15 protein-coding genes and 1 tRNA gene are annotated in these 15937 nt (G+C 67.1%); 10 read left to right on the top strand and 6 right to left on the bottom strand.

From position 1 onward, the window contains the following. The first annotated feature begins 24 nt into the window (after nt 1-24). The 10 genes from B9N43_RS16270 to B9N43_RS16225 all read left to right on the top strand — a co-directional run bounded on the left by B9N43_RS16270 (nt 25) and on the right by B9N43_RS16225 (nt 9331). Nucleotides 25-1245, top strand: a complete 1221-nt coding sequence (locus B9N43_RS16270) for a class I SAM-dependent rRNA methyltransferase (protein WP_145843249.1) — start codon at nt 25-27, stop codon at nt 1243-1245. 107 nt (nt 1246-1352) lie between these two features. Continuing rightward, complete coding sequence (locus B9N43_RS16265; protein WP_186453873.1) at nt 1353-2474, top strand: dienelactone hydrolase family protein; 1122 nt, start codon at nt 1353-1355, stop codon at nt 2472-2474. Between the two features lie 46 nt (nt 2475-2520). After that, complete coding sequence (locus B9N43_RS16260; protein WP_145843247.1) at nt 2521-3111, top strand: Uma2 family endonuclease; 591 nt, start codon at nt 2521-2523, stop codon at nt 3109-3111. 73 nt (nt 3112-3184) lie between these two features. Continuing rightward, entirely contained in the window at nt 3185-3526 is a 342-nt protein-coding gene (locus B9N43_RS16255; RefSeq protein ID WP_145843246.1) for a DUF2946 family protein, read from the top strand. Nucleotides 3527-3595: 69 nt separating this feature from the next. Further along, nucleotides 3596-5740 (top strand): TonB-dependent receptor, encoded by a 2145-nt coding sequence (locus B9N43_RS16250; protein WP_145843244.1) that lies wholly within the window; start codon nt 3596-3598, stop codon nt 5738-5740. Nucleotides 5741-5865: 125 nt separating this feature from the next. Next, entirely contained in the window at nt 5866-6402 is a 537-nt protein-coding gene (gene hslV, locus B9N43_RS16245) for an ATP-dependent protease subunit HslV (protein WP_145843243.1), read from the top strand. Then, nucleotides 6399-7730, top strand: coding sequence for an ATP-dependent protease ATPase subunit HslU (gene hslU / locus B9N43_RS16240; protein ID WP_145843242.1), 1332 nt, complete (start codon nt 6399-6401; stop codon nt 7728-7730). The genes hslV and hslU overlap by 4 nt, the downstream gene beginning before the upstream one ends. A gap of 31 nt (nt 7731-7761) precedes the next feature. Continuing rightward, complete coding sequence (locus B9N43_RS16235; protein WP_145843241.1) at nt 7762-8052, top strand: nucleotidyltransferase family protein; 291 nt, start codon at nt 7762-7764, stop codon at nt 8050-8052. Continuing rightward, a complete protein-coding gene (locus B9N43_RS16230) occupies nt 8045-8404 on the top strand; it encodes a DUF86 domain-containing protein (RefSeq protein WP_145843240.1) in 360 nt (119 codons plus the stop codon). Before B9N43_RS16235 ends, B9N43_RS16230 begins: the two co-directional genes overlap by 8 nt. 48 nt (nt 8405-8452) lie before the next feature. After that, complete coding sequence (locus B9N43_RS16225; RefSeq protein WP_222428759.1) at nt 8453-9331, top strand: AEC family transporter; 879 nt, start codon at nt 8453-8455, stop codon at nt 9329-9331. A gap of 1 nt (nt 9332) precedes the next feature. Here B9N43_RS16225 and B9N43_RS16220 read toward each other — a convergent pair whose 3' ends face one another. The 6 genes from B9N43_RS16220 to B9N43_RS16195 all read right to left on the bottom strand — a co-directional run bounded on the left by B9N43_RS16220 (nt 9333) and on the right by B9N43_RS16195 (nt 15917). Next, entirely contained in the window at nt 9333-10367 is a 1035-nt protein-coding gene (locus B9N43_RS16220; protein ID WP_145843239.1) for an RNA methyltransferase, read from the bottom strand. A 25-nt stretch (nt 10368-10392) separates the two neighbouring features. Further along, nucleotides 10393-11382: a MaoC family dehydratase gene (locus B9N43_RS16215; protein ID WP_145843238.1), complete on the bottom strand. Its 990-nt coding sequence runs from the start codon at nt 11380-11382 to the stop codon at nt 10393-10395. 51 nt (nt 11383-11433) lie between these two features. Next, on the bottom strand, nt 11434-12462 hold the full coding sequence (locus B9N43_RS16210; protein ID WP_145843237.1) for a zinc-binding alcohol dehydrogenase family protein: 1029 nt from the start codon (nt 12460-12462) through the stop codon (nt 11434-11436). A gap of 74 nt (nt 12463-12536) precedes the next feature. Next, nucleotides 12537-13163 carry an energy transducer TonB gene (locus B9N43_RS16205; protein ID WP_145843235.1) on the bottom strand — a complete coding sequence of 209 codons (627 nt, stop codon included), beginning with the start codon at nt 13161-13163 and terminating at the stop codon, nt 12537-12539. 59 nt (nt 13164-13222) lie between these two features. Then, the gene (locus tag B9N43_RS16200; RefSeq protein WP_145843234.1) at nt 13223-15580 is read right to left on the bottom strand and encodes a TonB-dependent receptor; all 2358 of its coding nucleotides are present in this window, start codon (nt 15578-15580) and stop codon (nt 13223-13225) included. Between the two features lie 252 nt (nt 15581-15832). Next, nucleotides 15833-15917, bottom strand: a tRNA-Leu gene (locus tag B9N43_RS16195). Nucleotides 15918-15937: the final 20 nt, after the last annotated feature.

Genomic DNA, 15937 nt, shown 5'->3' with positions numbered 1-15937 from the left:
GATTTGGGCCCCGCCCGACGCACCATGGCGCAACTGATACTCGAACCCGGCAAGGAACGCTCGCTGTTCCGCCGCCATCCCTGGATTTTCGCCGGCTCGGTGAAGCAATTGAGCGGCCGCGCCCGGCCTGGCGACACGGTCGAGGTGGCGTCCGCCGACGGCCGGGTGCTGGCGCGGGCGGCCTGGAGCCCGGAGTCGCAGATCCGCGCCCGGGTGTGGAGCTTCGATCCGGCCGAGAGCATCGACGACGCCTTTTTCAAACGCCGGGTGGCCGCCGCCGTGGCGCGCCGCGCCGCGCTGCCGGAACTGGCCGGGCAGAGCGGGCTGCGCCTGATCCACGCCGAATCCGACGGGCTGCCCGGCGTGATCGCCGACCGCTACGGCGACACCGTGGTGGTGCAACTGACCAGCGCCGGCGCCGACAAATGGCGCGACGCCATCGCCGGCGCGCTGGTCAAGGCCACGGGCTGCGGGCGGATCTTCGAGCGTTCGGATTCCGAGGTGCGCGCCCTGGAGGGGCTGGCGCCGCGCACCGGCTGGCTGCTGGGCGAGGCGTCGGATAGCCCCCTGCTGATCGAGGAACACGGGGTCAGGATGACGGTGGACATCGAGTCCGGCCACAAGACCGGCTTCTACCTGGACCAGCGCGACAACCGCCGCCTGCTGGGCGAACTGGCCCGCGACAAGCGGGTGCTGAACTGCTTTTGCTACACCGGCGGTTTTTCCCTCCAGGCGCTGGCCGGCGGCGCCCGCCAAGTGGTCTCGGTGGACAGCTCGCAGCCGGCGCTGGACACCGCCGCCGCCAATCTGGCGCTGAATCCGCAACTCGACGCCGGCCGCGCCGAATGGCGCTGCGCCAACGTCTTCGACGAACTGCGGCGCCTGCGGCCGCGCCGCGAGGATGAGTCCGGCCCGGCCCAGGCGGGCGAGCAGTACGACGTGATCGTGCTGGACCCGCCCAAGTTCGCCCCCTCGGCCCGCCATGCCGAGCAGGCCAGCCGCGCCTACAAGGACATCAACCTGCAGGGCTTCAAGCTGCTGGCGCCGGGCGGCTTCCTGATGACCTATTCCTGCTCCGGCGGCATCGGCCTGGAACTGTTCCAGAAGATCGTCGCCGGCGCGGCGCGCGACGCGGGACGCAGCGCCCGCATCGTGCGACGCCTGCAAGGCGCCGCCGATCATCCGGTGGACCTGGCCTTCCCCGAGGGCGAGTATCTGAAGGGCCTGCTGGTGCAGGTAGACTGACCGGGGGAGGTGATTACGTTTGCTCGCGGCGCTCGGATGTTTGGCCCGCCGTTTCAATGGGCTGTTTCACAGTCGACAAACCCCAAATACAACGAGGAGAACACCCAATGAAGCTGCGCCGTCCGCTTGCCGCCTTGCTGCTCGCCGTCCTTCCGGCCATCGCCACACTGGCCACCCAGGCCGCCGAGCCGACGGCGGCGCCGACCCTGCCGACCCTGCCGACCCTGCCGACCCTGCCGGCCTTTCCGACGCTGCCCGCCGCCACCCGGTTGACGGAAACCAGCGCCGGCGACATCTACTTCGAGACCCGCACGCCCTACGACTTCGACATCCTGGTCAGCCAGGGCGCCCGGCTGCCGACCCACCGCGGCATGGGCCGCTTGTTCCTGCCCGCCGGCGCCAGCGCCAGGCAGCCGGTGCCGGCGGTGGTGCTGGTTCATGGCAGCGGCGGCATCTCGCCGGGGCGGGAGATGGAATACGGCGCGCTCCTGGCCGCCGACGGCTATGCCGCGCTGGTGATCGACTACTACCGGCCCCGGGGGATGACGGAGACCACGCCCTACCTGACCAAGACCCTGGGCGTGACCGAGTTCGACGCCACCGCCGACGCCTACGCCGGCCTGCGCGCCTTGAGCAGCCATCCGGCGATCGACCCCAAGCGCATCGCCGTGGCGGGCTTCTCCTACGGCGGCATGGCGGTGCGCATCGCCCTGGACGCGCGGGTGCGCGCCGCCCTGGCGCCCGATCTGCCGCCCTTCGCCGCCCACGTGGATTACTACGGCCCGTGTTTCCAGGACTTCCACGTCCAGCACACCACCGGCGCCCCCCTTCTGTCGCTGCGCGGCGGCGAGGATGCCTCCAACGATCTGGCGGCCTGCGCCACCCGCGAGGCCCAGTTGCGCCAGGCGGGCTCGGAGGTCAGCTCGGTGATCTACGCCCGCGCCGGCCATGCCTGGGAAAACCGCGCACCGCGGGGTCCCAACAAGTATCCCTACCTGGCCGGCTGCACGCTCGACTACGACGGCGCGGGCTTCCCCTCGGTGAACGGCACGACCCTGATCCCGCCCGGCACGGCGCCGGACCGCCAGCGGCGCTTCCAGTTGCGCATGGTCAGCGGTGGTACGATGGGCGCCTGCGTCAAGACCGGCTACATCGTCGGCCGCGACGACGCCACCCGCGTCCAGTCGGACTACCAGTTGCTGCGCTTCCTGCGCCAGACGCTGAATTGAATGGCGTGATCGGCGAGCCCGATCCAGACTCGAACCGGAGACGACGATGCAGATAGCCGAATACACCCAGGTCAGCGAAGAGGAATACCTGGCCCTCGAAGCGCGCAGCCCGGTGCGCCACGAATATGTCTGCGGCGAGGTCTATGCCATGACCGGCGCCTCGTTGCGGCACAACGTCATCGCACTGAATATCGCCGCGCTGCTGCGCGCCCATCTGCGCGGCACGCCCTGCCGGGCCTTCGTCTCCGACGCCAAGCTGCGCATCGCCAAGGCGGGCGCCTACTACTACCCCGACGTGATGGTCACTTGCGACCCGCGTCATCTCACGGTGGGCAGCGACGATCAGGTAGTCGAGGCGCCGCGGGTCGTGATCGAAGTGTTGTCCACCAGCACCGAGGCCGTGGACCGGCGCGAGAAGCTGATCGCCTATCGGGGCATTCCGTCCCTGCAGGAATACGTGCTGGTGGCCCAGGACGAAGCGAGAATCGAAATCCACCGCCGCCACGGCGATATCGGCTGGGAGATCGTCACCCTCGTTCCGGGCGACCCCGTGGAGCTCGGAAGCCTCGAATTCGCCAGCGATTTTTCGGCGATCTACGAAGAGACGGGGCTGGTCATGGGCGGCGTGGCCGGGTAGGCCGCCCGCAGTTGCCCTACGCAGTTGCCCTGCGATTGCCAGAACCGCCACAACCGATTACCCTGCGTCCCCCATGAAGCGTTGCCCTTCCCCGATCCTTGCCGTCGTCCTCGCCCTGCTGCTGCTTTGCGCGCAGCAGGGGGCCTTGGCGCACCTGATCGGGCACTTGGGCACTGCGCCGCAGGTAGCGGTGCAGCAGGACGAATCGGGGCACGGCGCCGCCCTGGCCCTGGCCGACGTCTGCACCACCTGCGTCGCCTTGTCGGCCCTGGGCGGACCGCCGTCCGCCGACTTCCAGGCGCTCACCCCGGCGTTGGCCGCGAACGAAGCTCCCGGCTTCGTCCATGTCCCCGCGCCCACTCCGCCCCACCTCCGCCCGCGCGCCCGCGCTCCACCCACCGCTTCTGCCAGCTGATTCGGATTCGCCAAGATTCATTGCCCATCGCCGGAAGGCGATGGGCATTCCAGCTATCAGGAGTTCATCATGTCGCAGCTATCCGTGCGGCGTTCCCGGCGTTCGCGCCCGGCCGCCTCCCGTCTCGTTTTCTGTTTCTCCGCCCTGATCCTCGCGCCGGCCGTCCGGGCCGATCAGACCACCATTCTGGAAGAAGTCACCGTCATCGCCAAACGGCTGGACGAGTTCCGCAACGCCCTGTCCCCGAAGACCGGTGGCAGTCTTTACCGATTCAATGCGGACGACGTGTCGAGCCTGCCGGAAGGCGGCAATACCGCCTTCAACCAGGTGCTGCTGCAAGCCCCCGGCGTGGTCAATGATTCCTACGGTCAACTGCATGTGCGCGGCGACCACGGCAATCTCCAGTACCGCATCAACGGCGTGATCCTGCCCGAAGGACTGAGCGGCTTCGGGCAGGCGCTGGATACCCGCTTCGCCAAGCGCATCGACCTGATGACCGGCGCGTTGCCGGCCCAGTACGGCTACCGCACCGCCGGCGTGATCGAGATCGAAACCAAGAGCCAGTTCGACAGCGGCGGCCGCATCGACTACTACGGCGGCAGCAACGGAACGGCCAACCCCAGCTTCGAGTATGGCAACAGCACGGGCCCCCTGAGCTATTACATCACCGGGTCCAGCTTCGCCAGCGATATGGGCCTGGAGAACCCCACCACGGCCCGCTCGGCCACCCACAACCGCACCGAGCAGACAAAAGGCTTCGGCTACTTGTCCTATGTGCTCGACCCGACCAGCCGGGTCAGCCTGATGCTGAGCGGCTACGACGGCAGCTTCCAGATTCCCGCCAATCCCGGCCAGGACGCGACCGCCAATGCCGCCGCCTATCTGGGCTCGACGCCGGCGCCCGATTCCGCCGGGCTGCGCGACCGGCAGCGCGAAACCAACCGCTACGCGGTGCTGGCGTTGCAGAGTTCCATCGGCGCCGGCTTCGATTACCAGTTGTCCATGTTCAACCGCTACAGCCAGGTACGCTTCGTCCCCGACGGCAACGACCTGTTGTTCACCGACGTCGCCTCCAGGGTCATGCGCAGCAGCGACAGCTTCGGTCTCCAGGCCGACGGCAGCTATCGCTTGAACGAGTCGCACACGGTCCGCATGGGGCTGTTCGCCAACCACGAAGACGTCCGCAGCGACAACACGGCGACGGTGTTCCGGGTGGACGCCGCCGGCGCCTACCTGCCGGGCACGGTTCCGCTGACGCTGATCGACAACAACTCCAGGAACGACAACCGCTTGTGGGGGCTTTATCTGCAGGACGAATGGCGGGCCGGCGACCGCCTCACCGTCAACTACGGCGCCCGCTTCGACCAGGTGAATGCCTTCGTCACGGCCAGCCAGCTCAGCCCCCGCCTGGGCCTGGTGTTCAAGGCGACGCCGAGCACCACGCTGCACGCCGCCTACGCCCGCTACTTCACGCCCCCGGCGACGGAGCTGGTGAGCGCCGCCACGGTGGCCCGCTTCCTCGGCACCTCCGGCCTGCCCGACCAGGGCAACCTGCGCAACGACGCCGTGCAGGTGGAACGTTCCCACTACCTGGACATCGGCATCAGCCACGAAGTGAACGCGCGCCTGACCCTGAGCGCCGACCTGTTCCTCAAGCGCGTCAGCAACCTGCTCGACGACGGTCAGTTCGGCAATGCCCTGATCTTCACGCCCTTCAATTACGCGCGGGGCAAGATCTACGGTTTCGAGCTTTCGGCCGCCTATCGTTCCGGCAATCTCTCCGCCTACGCCAATCTGACCCGCACCGTCAGCCTGGGCAGGAACATCGTTTCGGGCCAGTTCAACATCGACCAGGCCACCCTGGACTATGCGGCCGATCACTGGGTCCATACCGATCACGACCAGGCGTATACCGCGTCGGCGGGCATTGCCCACCAATGGCGCGGCACGACGCTGTCGGCCAACGCGATTTTCGGCAGCGGCCTGCGCAACGGCGACTTCAACACCGACCGCCTGCCGGCCTATACGCAGGTCAACCTCGGCGCGTCGCGCATCTGGCACAGCGAGGCGCTGGGTACGGTCGAAACCCGGCTGGCGGTGATCAACCTGTTCGACAAGGTGTATGCGATCCGCGACGGCAGCGGCATCGGCGTCTTCGCCCCGCAGTACGGGCCGCGCCGGGGCGTGTTCATCGGCTTGAGCAAGCTGTTCTAGGGAAACGCCGAACACGTCGCCATCCGTTCGGGCTGAGCCTGTCGATCCATCCGCGATGGCAGGACCGGCATGCCCCGGGGAGCGGGTAAAATCCGCGCTTCATTCATTTTCCCCGGGGCATCCCCATGGAGCAGTATCACGGCACCACCATCCTTTCCGTGCGCCGCGGCAGCCGCGTCGCATTGGGCGGCGACGGCCAGGTCACGCTGGGCAACATCGTCGTCAAGGCCAGCGCCCGCAAGGTGCGGCGCCTCTACAACGAGAAAATCCTCGCCGGTTTCGCCGGCGGCACGGCGGACGCCTTCACCCTGTTCGAACGCTTCGAGGCCAAGCTGGAGAAACACCAGGGCAACCTGGTGCGCAGCGCGGTGGAACTGGCCAAGGACTGGCGCACCGACCGCATGCTGCGCCGCCTGGAGGCGATGCTGGCGGTGGCCGACCGTGAAAGCTCGCTGATCATCACCGGCAACGGCGACGTGCTGGAGCCAGAGCTGGGCATCGTCGCCATCGGCAGCGGCGGCCCCTACGCCCAGTCCGCCGCCCGCGCGCTGCTGGAGAACACCGAGCTGACGCCCGCCGAGATCGTCAAGAAGTCGCTGGCCATCGCCGGCGACCTGTGCATCTACACCAACCAGAACCACCTGATCGAGACCCTGGAATGACCCAGATGACCCCGCCGGAGATCGTCTCCGAACTCGACAAGCACATCGTCGGCCAGGGCCGCGCCAAGCGCGCGGTGGCCATCGCGCTGCGCAACCGCTGGCGCCGGGCCCAGGTGGCCGAGCCGCTGCGCCAGGAGATCACGCCCAAGAACATTTTGATGATCGGCCCCACCGGCGTCGGCAAGACCGAGATCGCGCGCCGCCTGGCGCGGCTGGCGAACGCGCCCTTCATCAAGATCGAGGCCACCAAGTTCACCGAAGTGGGCTACGTCGGCCGCGACGTGGACACCATCATCCGCGACCTGGTGGAGACCGCGATCAAGGACGGCCGCGAGAAGGCCATGCGCCAGGTGCGCTACCGGGCCATGGACGCCGCCGAGGACCGCGTGCTGGACGTGCTGCTGCCGCCGGCCCGCTCGGTGGGCTTCGGCGAGTCCGCACCCGCCGAGGACAGCGCCACGCGGCAGAAATTCCGCAAGAAGCTGCGGGAGGGCGAACTGAACGAGAAGGAGATCGAGATCGAGGTCGCCGCCCCTTCGGCGCAGATGGAGATCTTCGCCCCGCCCGGCATGGAGGAACTGACCCAGCAGATCCAGGGCATGTTCCAGAACATCGGCGGCGGCAAGCGCCGCAGCCGCAAGATGAAGATCGCCGACGCCCTGAAGGCGCTGGCCGACGAGGAAGCGGCGCGCCTGATCAACGACGAGGAAGTGAAGACCGCCGCCGTGCGCAACGTGGAGCAGAACGGCATCGTCTTCCTGGACGAGATCGACAAGATCGCCGCCCGCTCCGACGTCCACGGCGCCGACGTCTCGCGCCAGGGTGTGCAGCGCGACCTGCTGCCGCTGGTGGAGGGCACGACGGTGTCCACCAAGTACGGCATGATCAAGACCGACCATATCCTGTTCATCGCCAGCGGCGCCTTCCACCTGTCCAAGCCCTCGGACCTGATTCCCGAACTGCAGGGCCGCTTTCCGATCCGGGTGGAACTGGACTCCCTCTCCGTCGACGATTTCGTGCGCATCCTGACCGAGACCGATGCCTGCCTCACGCGCCAGTACCAGGCCCTGCTCGAAACCGAGTCGGTCACCCTGGCATTCGCGCCGGACGGCATCCGCCGCATGGCGGAGATCGCCTTCCAGGTGAATGAGAAGACCGAGAACATCGGCGCGCGCAGGCTGTACACGGTGATGGAAAAACTGCTCGAGGAGGTCTCCTTCGACGCCGGCTGCCACGGCGCGCTGAGCGTCACCGTGGACGCCGCCTACGTGGACAGCCGCCTGGGCGAACTGGCGAAGGACGAGGACTTGTCGCGCTACGTGCTCTAAGATTCCTGAATAAAGCTACAGGGAGCCACGGATGGACAAAGCTCAGACCATGCAAGCACTGACCCGGCACAAACCGGTGTTGGCGCAACGTTTCGGCGTTGTCGGCTTGGCGTTGTTCGGGTCCACCGCGCGTGACTCCGCCAAAGAGCAAAGCGATGTCGACATCCTGGTCACGTTCGACGGTCCGGCCACCTCCGAACGCTATTTTGGCGTCCAGTTCTATCTTGAGGACCTGCTGGGAAAACCAGTGGATCTCGTCACGGACAAGGCGCTGCGCCTGGAATTGCGGCCATTTGTCGAGCGCGAGGCCATTCATGTCTGAACATGGAAACTCATCTCCAAGAGAATGGCGTTTCTATCTGGACGACATGATCGGTTTCTCTGAAAAGGTTCTCGCCTATACGGAAGGTCTGGATCAGGCAGCATTTGTGGCCAGCGGGCTGAATTACGATGCGACCATCCGGAACTTGGAACTCATCGGGGAAGCGGCGACCCGCATTCCGGACGTCATCAGGAATGAAAATCCGCAAATTCCCTGGCGACAAATCATTGCCACACGGAATCGCCTGATCCACGGCTATCTCGGCATCGACAACGACACCCTCTGGAGCATCATCGAGCACGACACGCCCGCATTGCTGCCGCAGCTCCAGGCACTGCGGGCGGGGTGTTGAAAGCAACGCCCTGCCGTCGTTCTTCCACTGTTCTTGAGCGTTCGCTACATGGACCTGTCTCTCCGCATCCTTGCCATCCTCTTCCCCATGTTCGCGCTGGTGGGGACCGGCTATTTCTACGGCCGGCGCCACGAGTCCGACATGTCGGTGGCGAACCGGCTCAACATGGACGTGTTCATCACCGCGCTGGTGTTCTCGGCCCTGGCCAACAAGTCGTTCGACCTGGCCAATTACGGCGGCCTGGCGCTGGCGATGGTGATCATGATCCTCGGCTCCGGCGCCGTGGGCTGGGCCGTCGCCCGTATGACGGGCATCCGTCCGCTGACGCTGTCGCCGACCCTGATGTTCAACAACAGCGTGAACCTGGGCGTGCCGCTGGCGGTGCTGACCTTCGGCCCCGACGTGCTGCCGCTGGCGGTGGTGCTGTTCGTGGTGTCCACGACGCTGCACTTTTCCCTCGGCGTGTGGCTGCTCGACCACCACGCCAAGCTCGGCAACCTCTGGATGAAGCCGGTGGTGCTCGCCACCGTGGCCGGCCTGGCGGTGGGTTCGCTGGGCGTGCCGCTGTGGGAGCCCCTGGCGCTGTCGGTCAAGATGCTGGGCGACATCTCGATCCCGCTGGCGCTGTTCAGCCTGGGCGTGCGCCTCACCGACGGTGCGCTGCACGGCTGGCGCGTCGGCCTGGTGGGCGCCGTCGCCCGGCCCCTGGCCGGCATGGCGCTGGCCTGGGCCGCCGCGCGCGGCCTCGGGCTCAACGCGCAGCAAAGCAAGCTGATGCTGCTCTACGGCGCGCTGCCGCCGGCGGTGATGAACTACGTCTTCGCCGAGCGCTACCACCAGGAGCCGGACAAGGTGGCCTCCATCGTCCTGGTGGGCAACCTGGCCTCGGTGGTGTTCCTGCCGATCGCGCTGGCGCTGGTGCTGTAGCTCAGAGCGGCGCGACGGCGACGACCTCGACCCGCGGCTTGGTGGCAACGCGCGCCCGCAGCTGGCCGCAGCCACCCTCCACGTCCTGCCCCGCCGAATTGCGCAATTTGGTCAGGATACCGCGCCGGTGCAGGCGCCGCGCCATGTCGGCGGCCCGCTCCCAGTCGGGGCGCTGGAATTCGAGGCCCTCGTTGCGGTTGTAGGGGATCAGGTTCAGCATCCCGTACCTGCCGCCCAGCAGGCGGACGATGCCCTCCACTTCCTCGTCGCCGTCGTTGATGCCCTCCAGCAGCGTCCATTGATACTGGACCGGATAGCCGGTGCGGCGGGCGTAGTCGTCGGCCAGCGCCACCAGTTCCTCGGGGGCGATGCGCGGCGCCTTGGGCAGCAGGCGCTCCCGCAGTTCGGCGCGGGTGGTGTGCAGCGACAGCGCCAATGCCGGCTTGACGACGCCCTGCGGCAGACGCTCGAACACGCGCCGGTCGCCGACGGTGGAGAAGACCAGGTTCTTGTGGCCGATTCCGCCCTCGTGGCCCAGCGACTCGATGGCTTCCAGCACGTTGTCCATGTTGTGGGCCGGCTCGCCCATGCCCATGAACACCACTTTCCTCACCGGGCGACGGCTGCGCGCCAGCACCACCTGGGCGACGATCTCGGCGCTGCCCAACTGGCGCAGCAGGCCGTCGCGCCCGGTCATGCAGAACACGCAGCCCACCGCGCAGCCGACCTGGGTGGAGACGCACAGGCCGTCGCGCGGCAGCAGCACGCTCTCCACGGTCTGGCCGTCGGCCAGGTCGAGCAGCAGCCGGGCGGAGCCGTCGTTGCCGGGGTGTTCCGAGCGCAGCCGCACCAGGGCGCCGAGATCCGCCTCGATGGCGGGCAGCGCCTGCCGCAGCGGCGCGGGCAGGGTCGGCGCGGAGCGGCTGGCGCCGCCCTCCAGGGGCAGGCGTTGCAGCCAGGCGCGGAGCAGCGTCTGTTCGTGGCAGGGCTTGGCGCCCAGGTCCCGCAGGCGCTGGCGCAGATGTTCGAGACGCATGGAGTGAAACGGGAATGAGGGGGGATCAGACTTTGCGGGCAGGGTACATCATGACCACCTCCGCTGCCAGGTTGACCTCGTCGCGCTGGTTGATCATTTGCAGGCCGCAGATCAACAGCCCCATTTCGGGCCGGCTGTTCGAAGCGCGTGCCGAAAGGGTGCGGTAACGGCAGCGCAAGGTGTCGCCGATGCGGAAGGGCGCGTGGAAAGTCCAGCGGTCGCAGAGGTGGCCGGCCAGGCCGCTGTCGGGGGTGCCCATGCGGCACCAGTCCTTGAGCCAGAGCGCGAAACCGATCTCGAAGGCCAGCAGGGGCTGCACGATGCGCGCGCCGAACAGGCCCTGGCGGGCGAATTCGGCATCGCCGGCGTGACCGCCGTTGTCGCCGGTGAAGCCGCCGTAGTGGATCACGTCGGCTTCCGTCAGGGTGCGGCCCTCGGTTTCACCGGCGTGGCTGCCGGGCTGGAAATCCTCCAGGAAGTACACCCGGCCGGGCTCCGGATCGAAGTACGCCCCGGGCCAGGCCGCGGGACCCGGTGGCGGGGCGTGACGGACGGCCGTGGCGGTGGGCAGCTGCAGCAGCAGATGGCCGTCACTGACCACCTGGTCCTTGTGGTTGAGCACGTCGAAGCCGGTCCGCACCGGCGCGAAGGCCTCGCCCGCGTCGGCCTGCTTCGCCAGGGACCAGCGGGTGCGCAGGGTATCGCCGGGAAACACCGGCTGCCGGTAATTCACTTCGAAATGGGACAGATAGGCGCCGCCATGGCGCCGGCCCACGGCGAGGGGAGCATCCTGGGCCAGCCCGCCGAGCGCCAGGCTGGCCGAGAGCAGGCCGTGGGCGATGCGGCTGCCGTACGGCAGGCTGGCGCCGTAATGGTCGTCCATGTGGAAGCGGTTGTAGTCGCCGGTGAGGCAACCGAAGGTGACGATGTCATGTGCACCGACGCTGCGCGGCGTGGTCTCGCCGCTCAGCGCCTCGGGGTAGTCGGCATGCAGCAGGAAAGAAGACGGGTTCATGGTGAGTCGCGGAGTGGGTTATCGTGAAAGTCGGGTTCCGGCCTGGCCGGCTCAAGGAATCAGCACCACGCGGCCGCTGGCGCCGCGGGCCTCCAGCAGGCGGTGGGCCTCGGCGGCCTCGGCCAATGGCAGACGGGCATGGATCAGCGGCTCGATGCGGCCGTCGCGCACCAGCGCCATCACCTGGCGCAGGGCCGCGCGCGTCACGTTGTCGGAACCGATGATGGACAGGCCGCGCACCAGGATGTAGCCGAGGTTCAGCTCGAAGCGCCGGGCATCCACGTTGCCCACCACCACCACCCGGCCGTAGGGGCGCAGGCTGCGCAGACAGCCGTTGAGGGTGGGCGTGCCGACGCAGTCGATGGCCGCATCCACGCCCTGCCCGCCGGTTTCCGCCAGCACCTGCTTGTGGAAGTCGCCGGCGCCATTGACGACCACGTGATCGGCACCCAGCGCACGCAAGCCGTCGGCCTTGGCTGGACTGGAGGTGACGGCCCAGACCTCGGCGCCCAGCAGCTTGGCGGTCTGCAACGCGGCGGAGCCGACCCCGCCGCTGGCACCGGTGACCAGTACCCGCTCGCCCGGTTCCACCCGCGCGGCATGGGCGGTGTTGTTGAAGCCGACGCCGGTGGCCGAGTAGAGCGTCGCCGCCACGTCGTAGGGAATCTCCGGCAACAGCCGCTCCAGCGCCCGCTCGTGGGCCAGCGCGTATTCGGCATAGCCGCCGTCGGCGGTGAGGCCGAAGGCTTCGCCGCCGGCGCGGCAGCGGCGCTCGTCGCCGCCCAGGCAATGTTCGCAGTGGCCGCAACTGGCGGTATAGAGGTTCAGCACCCGGTCGCCCACCACCCAGCGCGCCACGCCGGCGCCCACCGCCACGACCTCGCCGGCGAATTCATGGCCGGGAATGATGGGCGTGCGGATCATCGGCACGTCGCCGCGCCGGTCGATCACATCGCGATAGCCGACGCCGCAGGCATGGACCCGCACCAGCACGTGGCCCGGCGTCACCGCGGGTGTCGGCACTTCCTGATGGATCAGTTGGGACGGGTCACCCACCCGCTGCAAGACGACCGCCTTCATCGCTCACCTCCGCTTGATTCGGCTTGTTCGTTATGAGCGGTTTTTAGCACGGGCACCGGCGCTCGCGGTTCGCGTTAGGGCCGATTGCGCTGCAGGACGAACTCGAACGGCTGCTGGGCGATGGAACGGACCGCCTGGCCGTTGCGCTGCGCGGGGGTGCAGCGCCACCCGCGCACGGCCAGCAGCGCGGCCTCGTCGAGACGGGCATGGCCGCTCGATGTCACGATCCGCGCGGCATCCACCCGGCCCTGCGCATCGAGTTCGACTTGCAGCAGCACGCTGCCCTCCTCGCCCAGGCGCCGGGAGATGAAGGGGTATTCCGGCGCCACCCGCGCCGGACAATGGGCGGAGAGTTCGCCGCCCAATCTGACGGGCTCTGACGGCGCGGCGGCCGGAACCACGGCCGGCGATGCCTCGGCTGCCGGCACGGAAATCGCGGAGGGCGCACCCGCCACAATCGCCGGCGGCGGCGTTTCAGGCGATGGAGGCCGCGAGACAGGCGGCCGCGGCGGAGGTGTGTTCGCCTTGTGCGCCGGCACGTCGGCCGGCGGCACGATCACGGATACGGTGACGGATACTGCATCCGCGGCGGTAAGCGGAAGGCGCTGACGCAACAGCCCCCAGAGGACGAGCGCATGCAGAGCGACGACCAGCAGCAGCGCCAGGACGCGCGGTTTCCTTGTGATGATGTTGCCTGCCATGACTCATGGTTTTCCGGGGTCGCCAGAATACCACCGCCATGGCAGGCGCCAGGACCTACTCAGAACTTGTAAGTGATGCCGGCGTAGAACGTCCGACCAAGGCCGGGAACAGCAGTACCCCACATCGACGCCGAGCCTGAGGTGCCATAAGAACCGCCAACCCCTGGGTTGGCGGGGCGGACGATGCCTGCTTCGTTGTTGAGGGACATGGTGGCCCCCTCTCCGACATAGGCGCCGCCCAAGGGCAGGTAATACTTGCGGTCGAAAAGATTCTCGATGCCGAAGTCGAAACGCAGCTTCTGCATGGAATAGCTGCCGCGCAGGTTGATCAGGCTGTAGCCCGGCGTCTTGATCTCGTTGCGCACATCGGAGACATCGTTCTTGGATTTCACCGCCACCAGTTCGGCGCTGTTGCTCCAACTGCCACTCTGATGCGTCAGAGCCAGCTTGGTGTTGAGCGGCATGATGTTGTAGAGATCATCACCCGTGTCGGTGTTCTTGCCGTTCGTGTAATTGAGCAACCCCTTCAAGCCGAAATCGCCGATGCCGGTCTTGCCGAGCGGCATGCGGCCGGAAATGTCGATGCCGTAGAGACGGGCCGTCTGGTTGGCGTAAGAAAGCTTCACGAAGCCGGTCGTTCTGGTGGCGTTCTGGTCCGTCCCGCTCGTCGGCCGCCGCACGGCGTCGATGTAGTCTTTCACCGCCGTGTAGTAGGGCGTGATCTTCAACTCGTAGCTGCGATCCTCGCTGTGCCAGTCGCCGGTGATGCTCAGGGTCCGCGCCACTTCCGGCTTGAGATCGGGATTGCCGACATAGCCGTTGCCGTCGCCGACGAAGTTGTTCATCTCCATCACCATGCTGTTGGTGGACCACGGGGAGCGCTCATAGAGATTGGGCGAACGGGTCTTCTGGGCAAAGCCGTATTCGAAGGTTTTATGGCTATCCACTGTGTTGCGCGCCAGCAGGGTGACATCGACATTGTTGTCGGCGCGCTTTCGATCCAAGTCATTCCATGCTTGCCGCGTGCCGACCACGCTGCTGGCGTACATCATGCCGGTGTTGTAACCCTGGATATCGTCGCTGTCTGTCTTGACCCGCTCGTAACGCAGGCCGGCAAGCGTTTGCCAGGCCGCGCTCCATGCAGCTTCCCACTCGCCGTAGATGGCCATGCGGTCGCGCTTGCCATTGCGGACGTTCCAGAACGTGTCGGGCGCCATGCCGCCGGTACAGTTGGCAACGGCTCCCGTATAGCCGCAGTCGGGTGCCGGCGGCCACCAGTCGTCGAGCCGGTAGGTCTGCCATTCGGCGCCGAGCCGCAGCAGATCGCGCGGGTTGAGACCGATATCCGCCTTGGCGGATGCGCCATTGGTCTTGCCCTTGGTGTACATCGGCATGCCATTGACAGGGTACAGATTGAGCAGCTTGCCGTAGCTATAGAGCTTGTCCTGCCCGAAGTCCATGAAGTGATCCACCTTTTCATGGTAGGCGCGGGCTTCCAGATTGCCCCAGCCGAACTGGCCGAGATAGCGCAGATTCAGGCGCAACTGTTCATTGTTTAGCATGTCCATCCGCTGGTTCGGATAGAGTTGGTAGGGCATGTCCTGATAGCCGAGCTTGGCTTCGATCAGGTGATCGCCGCCTTTGAAGGCGACGCCCAGCGTGTGGTTGCGCGTTTCGTACGCCGTCGAGCCGACTTCTGTCGAACCGAGTTTGCGCAGATAGGGTACGCCCGCGGCGGCATTGGCCGGGTTGGTCGCGGCCGTCACGGCAAAGTTCCGATAGTCGCCGCCCGCCTTGTAGTTGTCCGACTTGGCGGACGCGCCGGAATAGCTGATGTTGAATGAATCGGTGGCGTAGGTCATTGAGAGGTTAGCGCCGGAGGCATTGCCATTGCTGCGGTAGAAGGCGCCGACCTCGCCCTCGAGCAGGCTGCCCTGGCCGGGCGCGGCGAATTTCGGCGCGGACGTTTCGACAATGATGCTGCCGCCGATGCTGTCGCCGCCGACGCTCACCGGCGAAATGCCGGCATACACCTTAATGTTGCCGACGTTGGTCGGATCGACGTAGGACAGCGCCGGGTTCATGTGGTTCGGGCAGGAGGCGATCAGGTCCATGCCATCCACCTTGATGCGCAACCTGTCGTCGGCCAAGCCGTGGATGGCCGGCAGGCTGGAGACGCCGCCGGCGCCGTAGAGTGAAACCCCGGGCACATCCGTGAGCAAACTCGCGGTATCGCTGGTGGCGGCGCGCAGGGAGCGCAGGCCCTGGCCATCGACCGGCACGCCGCCGGGCGACTGGCTGTCGGCGGCCGGCGCGGTGATGACCAGCGGACTCAATTTCTTGGCTTCCTGCGCCATCGACACAAGAGGTAGCGCGGGTAGTGCGGCCAGCAGCACGGCCAGGGTTCGTTGCTTCATTTCACGACTCCAGGAGATTCACAAAGCTGTGGATTCTAGGAAAGCGCCGCCCGGACTGCGTGCGTCATAACGTCGCAGAAGAACGTCATGGCGCGGAAGATCCGCGCGGCGCGCGGCCGGGAGCGATCCGCAATGCGACGCCGCGGGGCCGGGTTCTTCCGCAACGCGTGAGGGCATGGGATTTTTTCCCCGAGGGAAAACCCGCCATCGAGCGGCGTTCCGGATCTTCCTGGAGTGGATTGGACTACCTGCTGGTGCCGGGAGGGGGACTCGAACCCCCACACCTTGCGGCGGCGGATTTTGAATCCGCTGCGTCTACCGATTCCGCCATCCCGGCCGGGAGCAGGGTCGCGTAGA

The organism is Denitratisoma sp. DHT3 (assembly GCF_007833355.1).
In the GTDB taxonomy this organism is placed as follows: Bacteria; Pseudomonadota; Gammaproteobacteria; order Burkholderiales; family Rhodocyclaceae; genus Denitratisoma.
The sequence above is the reverse complement of the archived record's forward strand: the minus strand, read 5'-3'. Positions and strand labels throughout refer to the sequence as shown.